Raw genomic sequence first — 21,266 nt, forward strand, 5'->3', positions numbered from 1 at the left:
GGCCGTCCGTACGGACGGCCCCCCGGGCGCCCTGCACTCACGCGTCGCGTCAGACCTCCAGGCCGGACTCCAGCCGCTTCAGGCTGTGGCGCGCCAGGGCGAGGTTGCGGCAGGGACAGCCGGTGCCGGATCATGCGGATACCCGTGTCCAGGGACTGGAGGTGGGCGTGCTGGGCGCGGCGGGACAGGCCCCACTGGTCGTGGGTGTGGGAGGTGACCGATCCGGCCCACCTGGATGACGACAGGGCGGTCAGGTCCCGCTTGCGGGTGGCCCAGGTGTCGGTGGAGTGCTCCAGACCGTCACGGCACCGGCGGGCCAGATCGGCGGAGGCGAGGCGTCCCATGTGCTCACCCACCAGCCGCAACACCTTCTCGTCCGCGGGCGTGAGGCCCTTGAGGCGGTCGCGGATACTCACGCCGGACGGCCCGTCGGCGACGAACGGCCGGGCGATCTGCCGCAGCGGCTTCCGCTTCTGCTCAACCATGGCGCGCGGCCTGAAGCGCCTTGCGGGCCCGGTGCTTCGCCGACCGCCGCCCGTACAGGCGGGCACAGAACGACATCAGCACCTCCGCCACATCGCGCACCAGGTCGTCCTCCACCTCACCGTCGTCCAGGACGACCAGGCGCCGCCCGTGCGCGGCCAGCGCGGCCTCGACCAGCTCGGTGTTCATCCGCCCGAGCCGGTCCCTGTGCTCGACCACGACCGTGGTCACCGCCGGATCGGCCAGCACCCGCCGCGCCTTCGGCCGGGCCCCGCTCATGCCGGAGGCGACCTCCGACTCCACCCGCACCACGGGACGGCCGGTGACCGCAGCCCAACGGGTCAGCCGGGCGACCTGACGCTCCAGGACGTCCCTCTGGTCATGGGAGGAGACACGGGCATACAGGCCCAGGCCGCCGACCGCCTCCGGTGCGGCGTTGACCTCCACGTTCACCAGAATCGTGCGCGGCCCCACTCTCTGAGCCGGCACCGGCAACGTCCCCTCACGAAACCAGCGATACGCGGTATGCGGATGCACGCCCTGCGACTTCGCCCACTCCGTCAGATTCACACCCCGACAACGACACACACCCATGCAGGGTCACGCCCACTTCCACAACCTTGGAGACAAGCAGTTGATTACCCCCCGTGGCCGGGCCAGGTGGCGCGCCCTCAGTCGCCGGTGAACGGCAAGAGGTCCACCAGCGCCACCACCTCCGCCTCGTCGGGCACCCGCTCGGCGAAGACGACGCGGTAGAGGACGAACCCGATCCAGCTGTCGATCACCGTGACGGTGCGCAGGCCGGTGGGGAGTTCGCCGCGCTCCACGCCGCGGTCGAGCAGCCGACCGCCGGGCTCCAGGCGGGCGGCCAGCAGGTCGCGCAGGCCGGCCCGGCCGGCCTCGCCCTGTTCGACGAGGGCGCCGGCCACGACACTGGGGTCGCCGAGGAGGGTCAGGGTGCGGACCAGCCCGCCGAGGTAGGCGATCGCGTCCGTGCGGGTGCTGCCGGTGTCGGGCAGCGGCTCGGGCGCCAGCCGGTCGGCGACCGCCTCGGTGACCACGGCCGCCTTGTTGGGCCACCAGCGGTACAGGGTCATGCGGGCGACGCCGGCCCGCTCGGCGATCCGCTCCATGGTGACCCGGTGGTAGCCCAGTTCGGCCACCAGTTCGCGGGTCGCCCGCAGCACGGCGGCGTGCGCCTGCGGATCCCGGTGGCGGCCTCGCCGGGGGCGGGGCGCCGGTTCCTGGGCCATCGCGTCGTCCTCCACGCTCGAGCGAACGGGAACAGTGGTTGAAGGAATAACTAGACAGTACGTACTGTCTAAGAATAGCGAAGGGTCCGTCCATCGAAGGGCGGGCCACGGCGGCGACCTTCCGCGACGTCCTCGAAAGATCACCGTCCGTACGCGACACACTCCAGGAGGTCAGATCATGGACAACAGGTTCGACGGCAAGGTCGTGCTCATCACCGGCGGCGGCTCCGGTCTGGGCCGCGCGGCGGCGCTCCGCGTGGCCGCCGAGGGCGCGAAGGTGTCCCTCGTCGACGTGAGCGAGAAGGGGCTGGCCGAGACCGCCGCCGAGGTCGAGAAGGCGTTCCCCGGCACCGAGGTCCTGCGGATCACCGCCGACGTCAGCAAGGAAGCGGACGTCGAGCGCTACGTGGCGGAGACGAGAGCGGCCTTCGGCGGCCGCATCGACGGCTTCTTCAACAACGCCGGCATCGAGGGGCGGCAGAACCCCACCGAGGAGTTCGGCAGCGACGAGTTCCAGCGCGTCGTCGCGATCAACCTCCAGGGTGTCTTCCTCGGCCTGAAGCACGTCCTGCCCGTCATGCGGGAGCAGGGCGCCGGCAGCGTCGTCAACACGGCCTCCGTGGGCGGCATCCGGGGCGTCGGCAACCAGTCCGGTTACGCGGCCGCCAAGCACGGCGTGGTCGGCCTGACCCGCAACTCCGGTGTCGAGTACGGCCAGTACGGCGTCACCGTGAAGGCCATCGCGCCGGGCGTCATCTGGACGCCGATGGTCGAGGCGTCCTTCAAGCAGATCGACCCGGAGAACCCGGAGGAGGCCGGCCGCCAGTTCCTGGCCGCCAACCCGATGAAGCGTGCGGGCCGTCCGGAGGAGGTCGCCCACCTGGTGGCCTTCCTGCTGTCGGACGAGGCGTCCTTCATCAACGCGACGGTCGTCGCGGTCGACGGCGGCCAGTCCGAGAAGTACTGAGCCGACGGACCCCGGCCCGACGGGACGCGCCCGCCCGCCGTTCACCGGCGGGCGGGCGCGTCCCGTTCCGCGTCAAGCCAGCGGTACGGTCACCTCTCCCCGCCCCTCGGCGCTCGCCCCGCCCGCCACGCGCACCGTGAACGGCCTGTCCGTGCCGTCCGCGGTGACCTTCAGCAGGTCCCCGTCGCGCCGGACACGGAAGGTCGCGGCGGGCGCCCCGGTCGGGCCGGGCACCGTCACCTCGGCCGTGTACCCCGGCGCGGCGGACGGGTGGACCAGCAGGGTCGGGGCGTCCAGCCAGTCGGCGTCGGGGCGGTCCTCGCCCGCGAGCGGCAGGACGGCGCCCTCGCGGACGTACAGCGGCAGGCTGTCGTAGCCGTGCCGTTCGGTGCGCCAGGCCGGGCCGGTGACCCGCTCACCGCTGAGGAGGTGGGTCCAGGTGCCCTCGGGGAGGTAGACCTCCACCTCGCCGTCCTCGGTGAAGACCGGGGCGACCAGGAGGTCAGGACCGAGCATGTACTGGCGGTCCAGCGGACGGCACGCCGGGTCGTGCGGGAACTCCAGGACCATGGGCCGCATCATGGGCACGCCGGTTTCGTGGGCCTCGACGGCGGCGCCGTACAGGTACGGCATGAGGCGGTGCTTGAGCAGGGTGAACTGCCGGGCCACGTCGACCGCTTCGTCGCCGAACTCCCACGGCACCCGGTAGGACGACGAGCCGTGCAGCCGGCTGTGCGAGGAGAGCAGGCCGAACGCCAGCCAGCGGGTGAAGACGGCCGGGTCGGGCGTGCCCTCGAAGCCGCCGATGTCGTGGCTCCAGAAGCCGAAGCCGCTCAGCGAGAGGGAGAGGCCGCCGCGCAGCGACTCGGCCATGGCCTCGAAGGAGGACCAGCAGTCGCCGCCCCAGTGCACGGGGTACTGCTGGCCGCCCGCGGTGGCGGACCGGGCGAAGAGCACGGACTCGCCCTGTCCGCGCTCCTTCTCCAGCAGCTCGAACACCGTCTGGTTGAACAGGTGGGTGTAGTAGTTGTGCATCCGCTCCGGGTCGGAGCCGTCGTGCCAGACGACGTCGGTGGGGATGCGCTCGCCGAAGTCCGTCTTGAAGCAGTCCACGCCCTGGTCGAGGAGCGGCTTGAGCTTCGACTGGTACCAGGCGCGGGCGTCCGGGTCCGTGAAGTCGACCAGGCCCATGCCGGCCTGCCACAGGTCCCACTGCCAGACGTCACCGTTCGGCCGGCGCACCAGGTACCCCAGCCGGGCGGCCTCGTCGAAGAGCGGTGACTTCTGGGCGATGTACGGGTTGATCCAGACGCTGATCCTGAGGCCCTTGGCCTTCAGCCGGGCCAGCATGCCCTCCGGGTCGGGGAAGACGTCCGGGTCCCACTGGAAGTCGCACCACTGGTACTCGCGCATCCAGAAGCAGTCGAAGTGGAAGACGGACAGCGGGATGCCGCGTTCGGCCATGCCGTCGACGAAGGACATCACGGTCCGCTCGTCGTAGGAGGTGGTGAACGAGGTGGACAGCCACAGCCCGAACGACCAGGCGGGCGGCAGGGCCGGGCGGCCGGTGAGGGCCGTGTAGCGGCCGAGGACCTCCTTGGGGGTGGGGCCGGCTATGACGTAGTACTCCAGCGTCTGGTCCTCGACGCTGAACTGCACCTGCCCGACGGACTCGGAGCCGATCTCGTAGGAGACCTTGCCGGGGTGGTTGACGAAGACGCCGTAGCCGCGCGAGGAGAGGTAGAACGGGATGTTCTTGTAGGCCTGTTCGCTGCTGGTGCCGCCGTCGGCCTGCCAGACGTCGACGACCTGGCCGTTCTTGACGAACGGGGTGAAGCGCTCGCCGAGGCCGTAGACGTTCTCGCCGACGCCGAGCGCGAGCCGGCCCAGCATGTGGTGGGCGCCGTCGGCCGTGGTGGCGTACGCGGTGCTCTTGGGGTTCGCCCGGGTCAGCTCGCGCCCGTCCGCGTCGTGGAAGGTGAGCGTCCAGGGGCCGGACCCGTCCAGGCGCAGGGTCAGCGGGCCACTGGTCAGTTCGGTGACGGAACCGTCCTGGCGTACCGAACCGGCGCCGTCCGCGGGGCCGGTGAGGGTGAAGTCGGGGCCCGGCCGGCGCTTGCCGGCGTGGTGGGTGAGCCGGACGCCGATGACGCCCTCGGCGGGTGAGAAGCACTCGGCCGTGAGGAGCGGCGCGTTGAGCGTGTCGCCCCTCCGCGTCACCTTCTTCACTGCCGCATGAGCGGTGAAGCGCTTCGCTTCAGCTCGTACGTCGCGCACTTCGGTGGCGTAGGTGAGCTGCACGCCATCGCGGATGAGCCAGAAGCCATCGGTGAACTTCATGAACTTCCTCGGGGAGCGGGAGATGTGTGGAGTGGGGGTGCGGGAACGTCACGCGGCTCGTCGATCGTATCCGGATCATCTGCGGATCACGAGACCCGATCAGCCGCCCCAATCGCCTGACCTGGTCAAATGACCGACAATCACCGGCCCTTCACCCACAGATGTACAGGATTGTGGCCGCCAGGGTCTAGCGCGGCGGCACCGCCTTGACGTATTAGTCATGGCAACAAACAAATCCGGCCGGGCGAGTCTGCCGGGTCGTACGACAGCAGGGACAGCACCATGTCGAAGCGCTTCAACACCATGTCCGACGACCGCCTGGACCGGTCGGCCATGGACCACCCGCTCGGCGCGCGCTGACCCCTCCTCGCCTCGCGGGTCGGCCGGTGCCCGCGAACGCCTCCCGAGCCCCCGCGCGACGCCGTGGTCGTACGGGCGGGCCGGCACTCCCCCGCATCCAAGGGCATCCACTCGTGACAGCACATCCACCGGGCGCCGCGCGTGGCGGGCGCGGACGTCCGCTCCGGGCCGCCGTTCCGTTCACCGCGGTCTCCGTCCTGCTCGCCGGGGCCGCGCTGACCGGCTGCGGCCAGCAACGCGACGACGACGTGTACACCGTGATGAACTCCTCGACCGACGAGACCTACCACCGCTGGGACGCCGAGGCGATGGAACGCTGCGGCGAGCAGCTGGGCATCACCATCGAGCAGCAGAGCGTTCCGGCCGCGCAGGTGATGACGAAGGCGCTGCGCATGGCGTCCTCCAAGTCGCTGCCGGACATCGTGCAGTTCGACGCCTCGGAGATGCCGACCTTCGCCGAGGCGGGCGGTCTCGTCGACCTGGAGTCGCTCGGCCTGAGCACGGCCGACATCCCCGAGGGCATCGTCGACTTCGGTTCGTACGAGGGGACGTACTACGGAGCGGCGCGCTCCGTGAATACGCTCGCCCTGTTCTACAACGAGGACGTCCTCGACCAGGCCGGCCTGGAGGTCCCGACCACCTGGGAGGAGCTGCGGGAGAGCGCGCGCGAGCTCACGCAGGGCAAGCGGTACGGGCTGGCGCTGAGCGCGGGCGGCGCCGAGGACGGCGTCTTCCAGTTCACGCCGTTCATGTGGTCCAACGGCGGCGACGAGACGAAGCTCGACAGCCCCGAGGTCGTCGAGGCCCTCGACTACTGGAAGGCCCTCCTCCAGGACGGCTCGCTGTCGAAATCCACGGTCAACTGGACGCAGGCGGACGTCAACGACCAGTTCATGGCCGGGAACGCCGCGATGATGATCAACGGTCCCTGGCAGGTGGAGACCCTCAACAGCGACGAGTCGCTGAACTGGGGCATCGCCCGCATCCCGGTCCCCGAGGCCGGCGACGACTCGGTGGGGCCGCTCGGCGGCGCCGTGCTCACCGTGCCGCGGACCGGGGACGAGGACCGGCAGAAGACGGCCGGCAGGATCGTCGCCTGCATGGCCGGCGAGCAGGAGCAGCTCACCTACGCGATCAACAGCTGGATGGTCCCGGCCAACGAGAAGGCGGCCGCGGTGTGGCGGGAGCGGGTGCCCGAGCTGGACTCCCTCGCCGACCAGGTCGCGGCCGCGCGGTCCCGCACCGCGCAGCTCGGTGACGGCTGGCCGGGTGTGTCCCTCGCCCTGCAGAGCGCCTTCCAGTCGGCCCTGACCGGCGAGTCCAGCCAGGCGGCCCTGACGCGGGCCCAGCAGCGCGCCACGAGCGGGAACTGAGGTACGCGCACATGACCACGTCCACGCTCCCCGCTCCCGCGACCGCCGGCCCGGCCGGCGGCAAGGCACCCGACCCGGCCCGGCTGCGGCGCCGGCGCAGACTCGCCCAGTGGGGCTTCGTCGCCCCCGCGGTCGTCTTCATGGTGCTGTTCTTCGGCTACCCGCTCGTCCGCAACGTCGTGATGAGCTTCCAGGAGTACACGCCGAAGACGTTCTTCACCGGCGAGGCGCCCTTCAACGGCTTCGACAACTGGTCGACGGTGTTCCACGACGCCCTGTTCGGCAAGGCGCTCTGGCACACGCTGGTCTTCACCGCCGGTTCGCTGCTCGGCCAGTTCTGCATCGGGCTCGCGCTCGCCGTGTTCTTCACCCGCCGCTTCCCGCTGAACGGCGTCCTGCGGTCGCTGATCCTGCTGCCCTGGCTGGTGCCCATGGTGGTGTCCGGCGTCGTGTGGCGCCGCGTCCTCGACCAGGACACCGGCGTGCTGAACTCCTTCCTCGGCACGATCGGCCTGGGCGGCGACACCCCGTGGCTGACCAGCCCCGGCATGGCCCTGCTGTCGGTGATCCTGGTGAACATCTGGATCGGCATCCCGTTCAACATGGTCATCCTGTACGGCGGACTCCAGGAGATACCCAAGGAGCTGTACGAGGCGGCCGCGCTCGACGGCGCCTCGGCCTGGCGGACCTTCCGCTCCATCACCGTGCCGATGCTCAAGCCGGTGATCACAGTCGTCCTCGTGCTCGGCTTCATGTCGACGGTGAAGATCCTCGACCTGATCCTCGCCCTCACCGACGGCGGCCCCGCCGACGCCACCCAGACCCTGGGCACGCTCACCTACCAGAACTCCTTCGTCCAACTGGACTTCGGGGCGGGCGCGGTCGTCGGCAACGTACTGATCCTGATATCCGCGGTGTTCGCGGTGTTCTACCTGCGGGCCAACCGCACCGAGGGGAAGTGACGTCGATGGCCGCCCACACTCCTGCCGCCACCGGCCCCCGCAGCCGCGGACGCCGCCGCCTGGGCTCCACCGTCGCCGGTGTGCTCGTCCTGGGCGTGATGCTCTTCCCGCTGTACTGGATGCTGAACACCGCGCTCCAGCCCGAGTCGGGCCTGCTGTCGGTGGACCCGGTGCCCGGCAGCCTGGACCTGTCCGGCTTCACCAAGGCCTTCGAGGACCAGGGCACCCACCTGCTGACCTCGCTGGTCGTCTCGTTCGGCGCCGTCGCCATCTGTCTGGTGATCGCGGCCCCGGCGGCGTACGGGCTGGCGCGGTTCGGGCTGCGCGGCTCGAGGACGATCGTGTTCGGCACCCTGATCACCCAGATGGTGCCGGGCATCGTCATCGCCAACGCGCTCTACAACTCCTACGTCGACCTCGGGCTGGTCAACTCCTACTTCGGCCTGATGCTGGCGGACGCCTCGCTCGGCATCCCGTTCTCGATCGTGCTGATGCGCTCCTTCATGGTGTCCATCCCGGGCGAGGTCATCGAGGCCGCGCAGATGGACGGCGCCGGACCGGTGCGCACCTTCCTCCAGGTGGTGCTGCCGATGAGCCGCAACGCCCTGATCACCTCGGGCCTGTTCGCGTTCCTGTTCGCGTGGAGCGACTTCATGTTCGCGCTCACCCTGAACACCACGGACGACGTCAAGCCCGTCACGCTCGGCATCTACCAGTACATCGGCGCGCACGTCGGCGACTGGGGCTCGGTGATGGCCGCGTCCGTCCTCTCCGCGATCCCCGCGGCGGTCCTCCTCGTCCTCGCCCAGAAGTACATCGCCGCCGGCATCACCGGCGGTTCCGTCAAGTGACCACCGCACGACTCAGGAGGGGCCTCCACGCATGAGCGACTTCCCCACTTTCCCGCCCGGCTTCGTGTTCGGCGCCGCGACGGCCGCGTACCAGATCGAGGGCGCCGTACGGGAGGACGGCCGCTCCCCCTCGATCTGGGACACCTACAGCCACACCCCCGGCCGGACGGTGAACGGCGACACCGGTGACGTCGCCTGCGACCACTACCACCGCTACCCGGAGGACGTGGCGCTGCTGCGTGACCTGGGGGCGACCTCGTACCGCTTCTCGATCGCCTGGCCGCGCATCGTGCCCGACGGCGGGGGCCCGGTGAACCCCAAGGGGCTGGACTTCTACTCCCGGCTGGTCGACGAGCTGCTCGCGGCGGGCGTCGAACCGGCCGCCACCCTCTACCACTGGGACCTGCCGCAGGTCCTGGAGGACCGGGGCGGCTGGCGGGTGCGGGAGACGGCGGAACGGTTCGCCGAGTACGCGGCCGTCGTCGCCGGGCACCTGGGCGACCGCGTGCCGCGCTGGATCACCTTCAACGAGCCGTGGTGCAGCTCCTTCCTCGGCTACTCCGTCGGCCGGCACGCGCCGGGCGCCCAGGAGGGCCGGGGCGCCCTGGCCGCCGCCCACCACCTGCTGGTCGGCCACGGTCTGGCCGTGCAGGCGCTGCGGGCGGCGGGGGCACGCGAGGTGGGCATCACCCTCAACGTCGACCGCAACCTCCCCGCCTCGGACTCCCCCGCCGACCGGGCGGCCGTCGTCCGCGCCGACACCCTGCACAACCTGGTCTGGACGGAGCCGATCCTGGCGGGCCGCTACCCGGAGACGGAGGAGGAGACCTGGGGCGAGCTGATCACCGGCCAGGACTTCCGGCGGGACGGTGACCTGGAGCTGATCTCCCAGCCGCTGGACTTCCTCGGCGTCAACTTCTACCGGCCGATCGTGGTCGCCGACGCCCCGTACCGCGAGGGCGACCCCGCGCGGCGGGTGGCCACGGACAACCGCTACGAGGAGGTGCGGCTGCCGGACGTGCGGCACACCTCGATGGGCTGGCCGGTCGTCCCCGAGGCCTTCACCGATCTGCTGGTGGGGCTGAAGGACCAGTACGGGGACGCGCTGCCGCCGATCCACATCACGGAGAACGGCTCCGCGGAGGACGACGAGCCGGACGCCGACGGAAGTGTCCACGACGCCGACCGGGTGGCCTACCTGCGCGACCACCTCACCGCGCTGCGGGCCGCGATGGACGCCGGCGTGGACGTGCGCGGCTACTACGTGTGGTCGCTGCTGGACAACTTCGAGTGGGCGTACGGCTACGACAAGCGCTTCGGGATCGTCCGGGTCGACTACGAGACCCAGCGGCGTATCCCGAAGGACAGCTACCACTGGTACAAGGCGATGATCGCCGCGCAGCGCGGCTGAGCGCGGGTACCGGGAACGGGGGAAGAAGGCGGGGAGTGTACGGTCGTACGCTTGAGAGCGTACGATCGTACACATGACGACGGACTACTTCGCACAGGACTCCCGCTCGAACCTGGAGCGGATGCTGGCCGGTGACCTCTACGTCGCCGACGACCCCGAGATCGCCCGTCGGCAGCAGCGGGCGGTGCGCCTGGCCGCCCGCTACCTGGCCGCCTACGCCGAGGACGCCGAGGCCGCGCAGCCGGTCCTCGCGGAGCTTCTGGGCGCGCTGGGGGACGGCGCGCACGTCCGGCCGCCGCTGCACGTCGACTACGGGAGCAACATCACCATCGGGGCGCGCACCTTCGTCAACTACAACCTGACCGCCCTGGACGTCGCCGCCATCGTGATCGGGGAGGACTGCCAGATCGGGCCCAACGTGCAACTGCTCACCCCGACGCACCCGTTGGAGCCCCAGCCGCGGCGCGACAAGCTGGAGGCCGCCCGCCCGATCACCATCGGGGACAACGTGTGGCTCGGCGGCGGCGCCATCGTGCTGCCCGGGGTGACCATCGGGGACAACTCCGTCATCGGCGCGGGGGCCGTGGTCACCAAGGACGTCCCCGCGAACGTCGTGGCCGTCGGCAATCCGGCCCGGCCGGTCCGCGAGCTCTGAGGGCGCGGCGCCGTGGCCACCGGAGTGACCGACCCGCAGCGCCGCGAGCGCATCATCGCCGCCACCCTCGACCTCGTCGCCGAGGAGGGCGTGGCCGGCGTCTCGCACCGGAAGATCGCCACGCGCGCAGCCGTCCCCCTGGGGTCGATGACCTACCACTTCGACGGCATGGACCACCTGCTGCGCGAGGCGTTCGGCCGGTTCACCGACCACATCGTCGCGGTCTTCGACGAGCACCTCGCCGGCGCCGCCGACCTCGACGGGGCCAGGACGGCGGTGGCCGACCTCGTCCACGCCCTGTCCGAGGGGGACCGGCGCGACCTGGTGCTCACCCAGGAGCTGTACACCCTCGCCGCCCGCCGGCCCGCCTACCGGCAGCTCACCCAGGAATGGATGCGCCGCAGCCGCGTCCACCTGGAGCGGCACTTCGACCCGGACACGGCACGTCAGCTGGACGCCCTCATCGAGGGCCTGACGCTGCACCGCGCACTGTCCGCCGAGCCCCACGACCGCGCCCTCACGGTCGAGGCGGTCGCCCGCGTCACGGCGGGCGCCGCGGGCGCACGGGTCATCCGGCGTGGACCGGCAGCAGACCGCGGATGAGGTCGGCCGCCTCCTTCCCGTGGTCGTTGAGGAAGAAGTGACCGCCCTCGAACACGTGGGTGCGGAACTCGCCCGAGGTGTGGTCCCGCCACCCCTGGACGTCCTCGGCGGATGCCTGGGGGTCCCGGTCGCCCACCAGGGCCACGACGGGGCAGGACAGCAGCCGGCCCGGCGTGTCCTCGTACGCGGCGAGGGCCCGGTAGTCCCCGCGCAGCGCGGGGAGGATCAGCTCCAGCAGTTCCGGGTCGTCGAGGAGTTCGGCCTCCGTGCCGCCCAGCCGACGGAGGCGCGCGACGATCTCGTCGTCGTTCATCACGGGTTCCGGGCCGCGCTCGCGGGCGGTGGCCGGTGCCCGGCGTCCCGACAGGACGAGCAGCCGCGGCTCGCCCCCGGGCAGCCGCGCCAGGCGCACGGCGACCTCGTACGCCAGTGAGGCCCCCATGCTGTGCCCGAGCAGCGCCCGGGGCCGGTCGCCCGGCGGGCCCAGCTCCTCGACGATCGTGTCGGCCAGCGCGTGCAGGTCCTCGAAGGGTGCCTCGGCCAGCCGGTCGAGCCGTCCCGGGTACTGCACGGCCGACACCTCGACGGCGGGGGCGAGTTCCAGGGCGAGGCCGCGCCAGTACCCGGCGGAGCCGCCCGCGTGCGGGAAGCAGATCAGCTCGCAGTCGGCGTCGGCGCCCGGACGCGCGTCCGTCGCCGGCTCGTCCGCCGCCGGTGTGCCCGGCATCGCGCGAAAGCGCCGCAGCCATATGTTCCGTTCCTGGTTCATGCACAAGGATGTACCAGACCCGCGGTGGAGCCGGGGCCGGTCGGCCCCCTCCCGGCGCCGTCCGGCCCCTGCCGTGGCCGTTCCGCCGGGCGCAGGATGACCGTGCGTCCCCGAACGGGGAGCCGCCGCACCGCGGTCCGTGCGCACCGGCCGGCCGCGGCGGCGGACACGAAGGGAGCCGGAGCGATGACCTCCACCACCACCCTGGCCGCGGCCCTCCCGGCGGAGCACCGCGAGCGGCTGATGCGGCTCGCCCGCGAGGTCTCCTTCGCGGCGGGCGTCCGGCTGTTCGAGGAGGGGCGGCGCGCCGACCGGTTCTGGATCGTCCGGACCGGTACCGTCGCCCTGGACCTGCACGTGCCGGGGCGGCGCGCCGCCGTCATCGAGTCGCTCGGCCACGGCGAACTGCTCGGCTGGTCCTGGCACTTCCCCCCGCACGTGTGGCAGTTGGGGGGCGAGACCACGAGTCCGGTACGGGCCTGGGAGTTCGACGCGGAGGCGGTACGGGCGCTGTGCGTGCGGGATCCCGAGTTCGGCCACGCGATCGCCGTGTGGGTCGGCCGGGCGGTCGCCCACCGGCTGCACGCGGCCCGCATCCGGCTGCTCGACCTGTACGCCCCCTACGGCAGCGGATGCGCGTGACCGGTCCCCCGCGGGGGCTCAGCCGGCCGTGTTCCGCATCCGGTCCTGGGCCTGGGTGGCGATGACGGCCGCCTGGATGCGCCGCTCCACCCCGAGCTTGGCGAGCAGCCGGGAGATGTGGTTCTTCACCGTCTTCTCCGCGAGGTACAGCCGCTGACCGATCTGACGGTTCGTCAGTCCCTCGCCGATCAGGGCGAGGATCTCCCGTTCCCGCTCGGTGAGGCCGGGCAGGACCTCCGGCTCCTCCTGCGGCTGCCCGCCGTCCCGCAGCCGTGCCATGAGCTTCGTGGTCGCGTCCGGATCCAGCAGCGACTGGCCGCGGGCCACCGTGCGCACCGCCGAGACCAGGTCCGAGCCCTGGATCTGCTTGAGCACGTACCCGGACGCGCCCGCCATGACGGAGTCGAGCAGGGCCTCCTCGTCGTCGAACGAGGTCAGCATCAGACAGGCCAGGCCGGGCATGCGCGAGCGCAGTTCGCGGCAGACGCTCACGCCGTCGCCGTCCGGCAGGCGGACGTCGAGCACCGCCACGTCGGGGCGCAGGGCGGGGACGCGCACCAGGGCCTGCTCGACGGTGGCGGCCTCCCCGACCACCGTGATGTCCGGCTCGTCGTCCAGCAGGTCGTGCACCCCGCGCCGCACCACCTCGTGGTCGTCCAGCAGGAAGACCCGGATCGACGTCTCGGGTCGGGCCTGCTCGCTGTCCGCCATCGGTCACTCCTCGTACTCGCCCACACCGTGGCCGGAGAGAATCCTCCGCCTCCGGGCATCCTTCCCCGTCACCCGGACGTGCGGCCAGGGCCGATCGGCCCTGTTGCGGCGTGCTCTGCGTGGGAGCGGGCGGCTCGGCCCCGCACCGGCACCGGCACCGCGCGGCGGGCGCCCCGCGGCCAGAGCACGTCGACCGGGACGGCGTGGCTGCGCGCGAAGGCCACCAGGTGGGCCGTGGCGTCCCGGCCGGTGGAGGGCGATCCGTCCCACACCGCCAGCACCCGGGTGCAGTGGCGCAGGACGTGCTCGTCGGCGCCGATGCACGAGCCGCGGTCGTCGGGGTCGTACTCGAGCAGCCGCGCCTGCTCGGACAGGATGAGCAGTTCGCCCGCGGCGGCCCGGTCGGGTTCCCGCAGCAGGGCCGGCATGCCGTCGCGGGTGGGCAGCACCGTCACCACGGCTAGTCCCGCCGCGCGCGCGGCGCGTCCGAACACCGGTGGGAGGCCCTGGGCGGCCCGGACGAGACCGGTCCTGCCCGCACGGGCGAAGCCGGCCAGCCGGGACCGCAGGTGCTCCTCGATCATCAGCAGGGTCGGCGCGGTGAGGTCGGAGTGCCCCACGACAGCGATCACGTTCGGTCGTCCTCTCTCGGCGGTGCACCCGCCGTGCACGGTTCCGGCGGGCATCGTCTCTCCGTCGGCGACGGCGGCTTTGGGGCCGGCCGCCCCCGGCCGGGGGTCACTCGGCCCTTGCGCTCACCGTCCCCGGATCAGCGGGCGTTCACGCCATGGGCCCGCAACCGCCGCCCCATCGATGCTCGCCGCCCGCCGGCGCACCGGACAGGGCCGGCCGGTGCGGGCGGGGCGGACCGGCGGTCCCTGCCGCGCGGGCCGTTCGGCCCCTTCCGCGCTTCCCACGGGGAGTTCGCACCGAACGGTGTGCCCGTGGCCTTCCGGCCGCCCGCGCCCGGTACTAGCGTCGGGTGCGCACCGCACCCTCCCCGACCCGCTGGGGGACGTCATGCTGCAGACGAAAGAGCTCCTCGACAGCGTCACCACCGTCGGTCCCCTGGGCCACGAAGAGGTCCTCGCCCGGGCCGTGGACGTGCTCGGCGAGTGCGAGGAGGCCGTCACCGCGTGCGCGGCGGGCATGATCGCCGCGCAGGACGCCGACGAACTGCGCACCGCCATCGGCCAGAACCTCGACTGCGCCGACGTCGCCGTCGCCACCCGCCGTGTCCTGACCCGCGGCAGCACCCCCGACCCGGCCCTGCTCACCGCCCAGGTCGAGGCGTGCCTCATCGCCTGCGAACGCAGCCGCGACCTGTGCGGCCGCCACGCGGCGCGCCATGAGCACTGCCGCATCTGCGCCGAGGTGACCGGGCGGGCGGCCGACGTCTGCCGGGACGTGCTGGCCGCCGCACGGTCGTGACGCGGGCGGGGCCGGCACGGTGACGGACCGGGCCGTTCCCCGCCTGTCAAGGTTGAGAGGCCAAGGTCACAACCGTGCCCTCTGCTGCTGTTCACCTTCTCTGCCCTAGCATCCGAGCATGACGGTCTTGCCTGACGACGGCTTCGCACTGGCCGGTGAGTTCCCTGACGTGACCCATGAGCAGTGGCAGCGCCTGGTGGCGGGTGTGCTGCGGAAATCGGGAAAGGACGTCGAGGGCGACGCGGCGGAGGAAGCGCTGACCACCGCGCTGGAGGACGGGCTGGGCGTCCGCCCCCTGTACACGGCGCGCGACACCGCTCCGGAGGCGGGTTTCCCGGGGTTCGCACCCTTCGTGCGCGGCGGCCGCGCCGAGGGGAACACGGCCGGCGGCTGGGACGTACGGCAGCGCCACGCGGTGGCCGACGGCCCGGCGGTACTGGCGGACCTGGAGAACGGCGCGGGCTCGCTGTGGCTGCTGGTCGGGGAGGACGGCATCCCCGTGTCGTCCCTCGCTTCCGTCCTCGAGGGCGTCTACCTCGACCTGGCGCCCGTCGTCCTGGACGCGGGACGCGAGGTCGAGCCCGCCGCACGGGAGTTGCTGCGGCTGTACGAGGAGCGGGGTGTCGCCAAGGAGGCGGCGCGCGGCGGTCTGGGCGCCGATCCGCTGGGGTACGAGGCCCGCACCGGGCAGGGGTACGAGGTCGCGCCGGTGACCCGGCTCGCGCGGCTGTGCGCGCAGGAGTACCCCGGGCTGCGGGCACTGACCGTGGACGCGCTGCCGTACCACGGGGCCGGCGCCTCGGCCGCCCAGGAACTGGGCTGCTCGCTGGCCACCGGCGTCGCCTACCTGCGGCAGCTGACCGAGGCCGGGCTCTCCACCGAACAGGCCTGTGACCAACTGGAGTTCCGGTACGCGGCGACTGCCGACCAGTTCCTGACGATCGCCAAGCTGCGCGCCGCGCGCCGGCTGTGGGCGCGGGTGGCCGAGGTGTGCGGGGCGCCCGCCGCCGGGGCGCAGACGCAGCACGTGGTGACCTCGCCGGTGATGATGACGCGCCGCGACCCCTGGGTGAACATGCTGCGCACGACCGTCGCCGCGCTGGCCGCCGGGGCGGGCGGCGCCGATTCCGTCACCGTGCTGCCCTTCGACCACGCCCTCGGCCTCCCCGACGCCTTCGCGCGGCGGATCGCCCGCAACACCTCGACGATCCTGGTCGAGGAGGCGCACCTGTCCCGGGTCGTCGACCCGGCGGGCGGCTCCTGGTACGTCGAGCGGCTCACCGACGAACTCGCGCGCGCCGGCTGGGAGTTCTTCCAGTGGATCGAGCGGCTCGGCGGTCAGGCCGCCGCGCTGCGCACGGGTCACCTGCGGCAGGTGCTGGCCGACACCTGGCAGGCGCGCGGCAGGCGGATCGCCGAGCGCCGGGAACCGGTCACCGGGGTCAGCGAGTTCCCGCACCTCGCCGAGAAACCCGTGGTGCGCGAACCCGCGCCCGAGCCGCCCTCCGGCGGCCTGCCCGTCGTCCGCCGTGACGAGGCGTACGAGACCCTGCGCGCCCGCTCAGACGCCCATCTCGCGGCCACCGGGTCCCGGCCCAGGATCTTCCTGGCCACGATCGGCCCGGCCGCCGCCCACACCGCGCGTGCCGCCTTCGCCTCCAACCTCTTCCAGGCGGGCGGCATCGAGCCGGTCACCTCGGGGACGTTCGAGGAGAGCGGTGCCACGGAGGTCTGCCTGTGCTCCAGCGACACGCTGTACGAGGAGCGGGCGGAGGTCGTGGCCGCCGAACTGCGGGCGGCGGGCGCCTCGCACGTGTTCCTGGCGGGCCGCCCCGGGCAGTACCCCGGTGTCGACGCCTTCGTCTTCGCGGGCTGTGACGCCGTGACCGTCCTGTCCGCCACCCTCGACCGCATGGGAGCGTCCTGATGGGAATCCCCGACTTCACCGGCATCGACCTGGGGGCCCCGGCCGCGGGTGCGGGCGCCGACGAGTGGCGTACGGCCGTCAAGCGGGCGGCGGGTGGGGACGACCTGCTGTGGGAGACCCCGGAGGGCATCCCGGTCAAGCCGCTGTACACCGGGCAGGACCTGGAGGGCCTGGACTTCCTGGGGACCTATCCGGGCGCCGCCCCGTACCTGCGGGGCCCGTACCCCACGATGTACGTCAACCAGCCCTGGACGATCCGCCAGTACGCGGGCTTCTCCACCGCCGAGGAGTCCAACGCGTTCTACCGCCGCAACCTCGCGGCCGGCCAGAAGGGCCTGTCGGTCGCCTTCGACCTGCCGACCCACCGCGGCTACGACAGCGACCACCCGCGGGTGACCGGTGACGTCGGCATGGCGGGCGTGGCCATCGACTCGATCCTCGACATGCGGCAGCTGTTCGACGGCATCCCGCTGGACCGGATGACCGTGTCGATGACGATGAACGGCGCCGTGCTGCCGGTGCTGGCGCTGTACATCGTGGCGGCCGAGGAGCAGGGGGTGGAGCCCGAGAAGCTGGCGGGGACCATCCAGAACGACATCCTCAAGGAGTTCATGGTCCGCAACACCTACATCTACCCGCCGCAGCCGTCGATGCGGATCATCTCCGACATCTTCGCCTTCACCTCGCAGCGGATGCCCCGGTACAACTCCATCTCCATCTCCGGCTACCACATCCAGGAGGCGGGCGCGACGGCCGACCTGGAGCTGGCCTACACCCTCGCCGACGGGGTGGAGTACATCCGGGCCGGCCGGGACGCGGGCCTGGACGTGGACGCGTTCGCACCCCGGCTGTCGTTCTTCTGGGCGATCGGCATGAACTTCTTCATGGAGATCGCCAAGCTGCGGGCGGCGCGCCTGCTGTGGGCGAAGCTGGTCAGGCAGTTCGACCCGCAGAACGCCAAGTCGTTGTCGCTGCGCACCCATTCGCAGACCTCGGGCTGGTCGCTGACCGCGCAGGACGTGTTCAACAACGTCACGCGCACCTGTGTGGAGGCGATGGCGGCGACGCAGGGCCACACCCAGTCGCTGCACACCAACGCCCTCGACGAGGCGCTCGCCCTGCCCACCGACTTCTCCGCCCGCATCGCCCGCAACACCCAGCTGCTGCTGCAGCAGGAGTCCGGCACGACCCGGGTGATCGACCCGTGGGGCGGCAGCGCCTACGTCGAGAAGCTGACGCACGACCTCGCCCGCCGCGCCTGGCAGCACATCCAGGAGGTCGAGCAGGCGGGCGGCATGGCGCGGGCCATCGACGCCGGCATCCCCAAGCTGCGCGTGGAGGAGGCCGCGGCCCGTACCCAGGCCCGTATCGACTCCGGCCGCCAGCCGGTCATCGGCGTCAACAAGTACCGGGTGGACAGCGACGAGCAGATCGAGGTCCTGAAGGTCGACAACTCCTCCGTGCGCGCACAGCAGATCGAGAAGCTGCGGCGGCTGCGGGAGGAGCGCGACGAGAGTGCCTGCCGGGACGCGCTGGACGCGCTGACCCGGGCGGCCGGCGGCGACGGCAACCTGCTGGAGCTCGCCGTGCGCGCTGCCCGCGCGAAGGCCACCGTCGGGGAGATCTCCGCCGCCCTCGAGACGGTGTTCGGGCGGCACGCGAGCCAGATCCGTACCATCTCCGGCGTGTACCGCACCGAGGCAGGAGAGTCCCCGTCCGTGGAACGCACCCGTGCGCTCGTCTCCGCCTTCCAGGAGGAGGAGGGCCGCCGCCCGCGCATCCTGGTCGCCAAGATGGGCCAGGACGGCCACGACCGCGGCCAGAAGGTGATCGCCACCGCCTTCGCCGACCTCGGCTTCGACGTGGACGTCGGCCCGCTCTTCCAGACCCCGGGCGAGGTGGCCCGCCAGGCCGTCGAGGCGGACGTGCACATCGTCGGCGTCTCCTCGCTGGCCGCCGGGCACCTCACCCTGGTACCGGCGCTGCGTGAGGCGCTCGCCGAGGAGGGCCGCGAGGACATCATGATCGTCGTCGGCGGCGTGATCCCGCCGCAGGACGTGTCCACGCTCCTGGAGATGGGCGCGGCGGCCGTCTTCCCGCCGGGGACGGTGATCCCCGACGCGGCGTACGACCTGGTGGAGCGGCTGGCGTCCGGTCTCGGGCACACCGGGCACGGTTCCTGACGCGCATGGCGATCGATCTCGACACGTATGTGAAGGGTGTCCTCGACGGGAAGCGCGCGCTCGTCGCGCGCGCCATCACGCTCGTGGAGTCCACCAGGCCCCAGCACCGGGCGCTGGCGCAGGAGCTGCTGACCGAGCTGCTCCCGCACAGCGGGAAGGCGCGGCGGATCGGCGTCAGCGGGGTGCCGGGCGTGGGCAAGTCGACGTTCATCGACGCGTTCGGCACCATGCTCACCGGGCTCGGGCACCGGGTGGCGGTGCTCGCCGTCGACCCGTCGTCCAGCCGGACCGGCGGCTCGATCCTCGGCGACAAGACGCGGATGGAGCGCCTCGCCGTCGACCCGGCGGCCTTCGTGCGGCCCTCCCCCACCGCGGGCACGCTCGGCGGGGTCGCCCAGGCCACCCGCGAGTCGATCGTGGTGATGGAGGCGGCCGGCTACGACGTGGTGCTGGTGGAGACGGTCGGCGTGGGCCAGTCCGAGACCGCGGTCGCCAACATGGTCGACTCCTTCCTGCTGCTCACCCTGGCCCGCACCGGCGACCAGCTCCAGGGCATCAAGAAGGGCGTCCTGGAACTGGCCGACGTGATCGCCGTCAACAAGGCGGACGGCCCGCACGAGCGCGACGCGCGCGCCGCGGCCCGGGAACTGGCGGGCGCCCTGCGCCTGATGCACGGCAGGGACGCGGCCTGGACGCCGCCCGTGCTGAGCTGCAGCGCACGCGAGTCGGCCGGTCTGGACACCGTGTGGGAGCGCCTCGAACAGCACCGCACCCTGCTGGAGTCGACCGGGCGGCTCGCCGACAGGCGCCGGGACCAGCAGGTCGACTGGGCCTGGTCGATGGTCCGCGACGAGCTCCTCGGCCGGCTGCGCACGCACCCCGGCGTACGAGCGGCCGCGCCCGGCCTCGAACAGGCGGTCAGGGACGGCGAGCTGACGGCCACCCGGGCCGCCGAGCGGATCCTCGACCTGTTCGGGGAACACGGGCCCGAAGGTGAAGCGCACTGACGTACGCCCCCGCCGACCGCTTGTCACCGCCCCGCCCCCGCACTACTGTCACCACGCCTCGGTGAACGGGAAATCCGGTGTGGAACCGGTGCGGCCCTCGCCACTGTGATCGGGAAGTCCGGCTCCGGCCCTCAGGGGCAGCCACTGGGTCCTTGACCCGGGAAGGCGGAGCACGGGCGGTGGTACCCGTCAGCCAGGAGACCGGCCGGGGCGCGTCCACCATTCCACGAGGTGCTGGAGAGGGTCTGCGTAGCCATGCACATCGCCGAGGGTTTCCTGCCACCGGCGCACGCCATCGCCTGGGGCGTAGCGTCCGCGCCGTTCGTCGTCCACGGAGTCCGCGCACTCACCCGTGAGGTCAGAGAGCATCCCGAGAGCACCCTGCTCCTCGGGGCCTCCGGAGCCTTCACGTTCGTCCTGTCCGCCCTCAAACTGCCGTCGGTGACCGGGAGTTGCTCGCACCCCACCGGCACCGGCCTGGGCGCCATCCTCTTCCGGCCGCCGATCATGGCGGTGCTGGGCACCATCACCCTGCTCTTCCAGGCCCTGCTGCTCGCGCACGGCGGCCTCACCACGCTCGGCGCCAACGTCTTCTCGATGGCCATCGCGGGCCCCTGGGCCGGGTACGGGACCTACCGGCTGCTGCGCCGCTCCGGCCCGCCCCTGATGGTCGCGGTGTTCTGCGGCGCGTTCGTCGCCGACCTGTCCACCTACTGCGTCACCAGCGTGCAGCTGGCGCTGGCGTTCCCCGACCCGGGCAGCGGGTTCCTGGGCGCGCTCGGCAAGTTCGGCGCCGTCTTCGCCGTCACCCAGATCCCGCTGGCGGTGAGCGAGGGGCTCCTCACCGTGCTGGTGATGCGGCTGCTGGTGCAGTCCAGCAGGGGCGAGCTGACCCGGCTCGGCGTGCTGGTGAACGGCAGGGGGAGCACGACCGGGACGGAGGCGGTGGCCCGATGAGCCGGAACGCGAGGATCAACGCCCTGCTGCTGCTCGTCGTGGCCGCGCTCGCCGTGCTGCCGCTGGTCCTCGGGTCCGGCGACCACAAGGAGGAGCCGTTCGCGGGCGCCGACGCCGAAGCCGAGACGGCGATCACGGAGATCGACCCGGACTACGAGCCCTGGTTCTCCCCGCTGTACGAACCCCCGTCCGGGGAGATCGAGTCGGCGCTGTTCGCGGTACAGGCGGCGCTCGGCGCGGGCGTGCTCGCGTACTACTTCGGTGTCCGCCGGGGCCGCCGCCAGGGCGAGGAACGGGCGCGGGCGGAGGCCGGCGCCCGGGACCGTACGAGCGGCGCGGGCGACCCCGGCGCCGCACGCCCCTGAGTCACGCGTGCTGCCG

20 protein-coding genes, 1 pseudogene and 1 riboswitch are annotated in these 21,266 nt (G+C 72.3%); of the genes and pseudogenes, 14 read left to right on the plus strand and 7 right to left on the minus strand.

The genetic code is table 11. The annotated features are described in order from the left end of the window. The 3 genes and pseudogenes from UW392_RS17300 to UW392_RS17310 all read right to left on the minus strand — a co-directional run. Positions 1–485 (minus strand): annotated as a pseudogene (locus UW392_RS17300) (hypothetical protein); the annotation flags it as partial. Further along, a complete protein-coding gene (locus UW392_RS17305) occupies positions 478–1,053 on the minus strand; it encodes an IS607 family transposase (RefSeq protein WP_320775911.1) in 576 nt (191 codons plus the stop codon). The pseudogene UW392_RS17300 and the gene UW392_RS17305, both read right to left, overlap by 8 nt. 101 nt (positions 1,054–1,154) lie before the next feature. Continuing rightward, complete coding sequence (locus UW392_RS17310) at positions 1,155–1,736, minus strand: TetR/AcrR family transcriptional regulator (protein WP_320775912.1); 582 nt, start codon at positions 1,734–1,736, stop codon at positions 1,155–1,157. Positions 1,737–1,914: 178 nt separating this feature from the next. Between UW392_RS17310 and UW392_RS17315 the strand changes: the two genes are divergently transcribed. Then, positions 1,915–2,703, plus strand: coding sequence for a glucose 1-dehydrogenase (locus UW392_RS17315; protein ID WP_320775913.1), 789 nt, complete (start codon positions 1,915–1,917; stop codon positions 2,701–2,703). 72 nt (positions 2,704–2,775) lie between these two features. Here UW392_RS17315 and yicI read toward each other — a convergent pair whose 3' ends face one another. Further along, a complete protein-coding gene (yicI, locus tag UW392_RS17320) occupies positions 2,776–5,043 on the minus strand; it encodes an alpha-xylosidase (RefSeq protein WP_320775914.1) in 2,268 nt (755 codons plus the stop codon). A gap of 473 nt (positions 5,044–5,516) precedes the next feature. Here yicI and UW392_RS17325 point away from each other — a divergent pair, with 473 nt between their 5' ends. From UW392_RS17325 to UW392_RS17350, 6 genes are all read left to right on the plus strand, one after another. Next, positions 5,517–6,776, plus strand: a complete 1,260-nt coding sequence (locus UW392_RS17325) for a sugar ABC transporter substrate-binding protein (protein WP_320775915.1) — start codon at positions 5,517–5,519, stop codon at positions 6,774–6,776. 11 nt (positions 6,777–6,787) lie between these two features. After that, positions 6,788–7,738 carry a sugar ABC transporter permease gene (locus UW392_RS17330; protein WP_320775916.1) on the plus strand — a complete coding sequence of 317 codons (951 nt, stop codon included), beginning with the start codon at positions 6,788–6,790 and terminating at the stop codon, positions 7,736–7,738. Positions 7,739–7,743: 5 nt separating this feature from the next. Then, complete coding sequence (locus tag UW392_RS17335) at positions 7,744–8,589, plus strand: carbohydrate ABC transporter permease (protein ID WP_320775917.1); 846 nt, start codon at positions 7,744–7,746, stop codon at positions 8,587–8,589. Positions 8,590–8,620: 31 nt separating this feature from the next. After that, complete coding sequence (locus UW392_RS17340; protein WP_320775918.1) at positions 8,621–10,000, plus strand: GH1 family beta-glucosidase; 1,380 nt, start codon at positions 8,621–8,623, stop codon at positions 9,998–10,000. A gap of 73 nt (positions 10,001–10,073) precedes the next feature. After that, positions 10,074–10,655 carry a sugar O-acetyltransferase gene (locus UW392_RS17345; RefSeq protein WP_320775919.1) on the plus strand — a complete coding sequence of 194 codons (582 nt, stop codon included), beginning with the start codon at positions 10,074–10,076 and terminating at the stop codon, positions 10,653–10,655. 12 nt (positions 10,656–10,667) lie between these two features. Beyond that, positions 10,668–11,258: a TetR/AcrR family transcriptional regulator gene (locus tag UW392_RS17350; RefSeq protein WP_320775920.1), complete on the plus strand. Its 591-nt coding sequence runs from the start codon at positions 10,668–10,670 to the stop codon at positions 11,256–11,258. Here the strand turns inward: UW392_RS17350 and UW392_RS17355 are convergent. After that, on the minus strand, positions 11,224–12,027 hold the full coding sequence (locus UW392_RS17355; protein ID WP_320775921.1) for a thioesterase II family protein: 804 nt from the start codon (positions 12,025–12,027) through the stop codon (positions 11,224–11,226). The genes UW392_RS17350 and UW392_RS17355 overlap by 35 nt on opposite strands. Positions 12,028–12,213: 186 nt before the next feature. Between UW392_RS17355 and UW392_RS17360 the strand changes: the two genes are divergently transcribed. Continuing rightward, a complete protein-coding gene (locus UW392_RS17360; RefSeq protein ID WP_320775922.1) occupies positions 12,214–12,669 on the plus strand; it encodes a cyclic nucleotide-binding domain-containing protein in 456 nt (151 codons plus the stop codon). Between the two features lie 18 nt (positions 12,670–12,687). Here UW392_RS17360 and UW392_RS17365 read toward each other — a convergent pair whose 3' ends face one another. Together UW392_RS17365 and UW392_RS17370 are read right to left on the minus strand one after the other, a co-directional pair. Beyond that, positions 12,688–13,380, minus strand: coding sequence for a response regulator transcription factor (locus tag UW392_RS17365; RefSeq protein ID WP_320775923.1), 693 nt, complete (start codon positions 13,378–13,380; stop codon positions 12,688–12,690). A gap of 68 nt (positions 13,381–13,448) precedes the next feature. After that, positions 13,449–14,012 (minus strand): hypothetical protein, encoded by a 564-nt coding sequence (locus tag UW392_RS17370; RefSeq protein WP_320775924.1) that lies wholly within the window; start codon positions 14,010–14,012, stop codon positions 13,449–13,451. Between the two features lie 388 nt (positions 14,013–14,400). Here UW392_RS17370 and UW392_RS17375 point away from each other — a divergent pair, with 388 nt between their 5' ends. The 6 genes from UW392_RS17375 to UW392_RS17400 all read left to right on the plus strand — a co-directional run bounded on the left by UW392_RS17375 (position 14,401) and on the right by UW392_RS17400 (position 21,250). Next, positions 14,401–14,811, plus strand: a complete 411-nt coding sequence (locus UW392_RS17375) for a hypothetical protein (RefSeq protein ID WP_320775925.1) — start codon at positions 14,401–14,403, stop codon at positions 14,809–14,811. A gap of 118 nt (positions 14,812–14,929) precedes the next feature. After that, positions 14,930–16,738 (plus strand): methylmalonyl-CoA mutase family protein, encoded by a 1,809-nt coding sequence (locus UW392_RS17380; protein ID WP_320775926.1) that lies wholly within the window; start codon positions 14,930–14,932, stop codon positions 16,736–16,738. Continuing rightward, the gene (gene scpA / locus UW392_RS17385) at positions 16,738–18,921 is read left to right on the plus strand and encodes a methylmalonyl-CoA mutase (RefSeq protein WP_320775927.1); all 2,184 of its coding nucleotides are present in this window, start codon (positions 16,738–16,740) and stop codon (positions 18,919–18,921) included. Before UW392_RS17380 ends, scpA begins: the two co-directional genes overlap by 1 nt. 5 nt (positions 18,922–18,926) lie before the next feature. Next, the gene (gene meaB / locus UW392_RS17390; protein WP_320775928.1) at positions 18,927–19,928 is read left to right on the plus strand and encodes a methylmalonyl Co-A mutase-associated GTPase MeaB; all 1,002 of its coding nucleotides are present in this window, start codon (positions 18,927–18,929) and stop codon (positions 19,926–19,928) included. Positions 19,929–19,970: 42 nt separating this feature from the next. Continuing rightward, a riboswitch (cobalamin riboswitch) is annotated at positions 19,971–20,153 on the plus strand. 30 nt (positions 20,154–20,183) lie between these two features. Continuing rightward, positions 20,184–20,885: an energy-coupling factor ABC transporter permease gene (locus tag UW392_RS17395; RefSeq protein WP_320775929.1), complete on the plus strand. Its 702-nt coding sequence runs from the start codon at positions 20,184–20,186 to the stop codon at positions 20,883–20,885. After that, the gene (locus tag UW392_RS17400) at positions 20,882–21,250 is read left to right on the plus strand and encodes an energy-coupling factor ABC transporter substrate-binding protein (protein ID WP_320775930.1); all 369 of its coding nucleotides are present in this window, start codon (positions 20,882–20,884) and stop codon (positions 21,248–21,250) included. Before UW392_RS17395 ends, UW392_RS17400 begins: the two co-directional genes overlap by 4 nt. Positions 21,251–21,266: the final 16 nt, after the last annotated feature.

It is taken from the genome of Streptomyces sp. CRN 30, assembly GCF_034105845.1.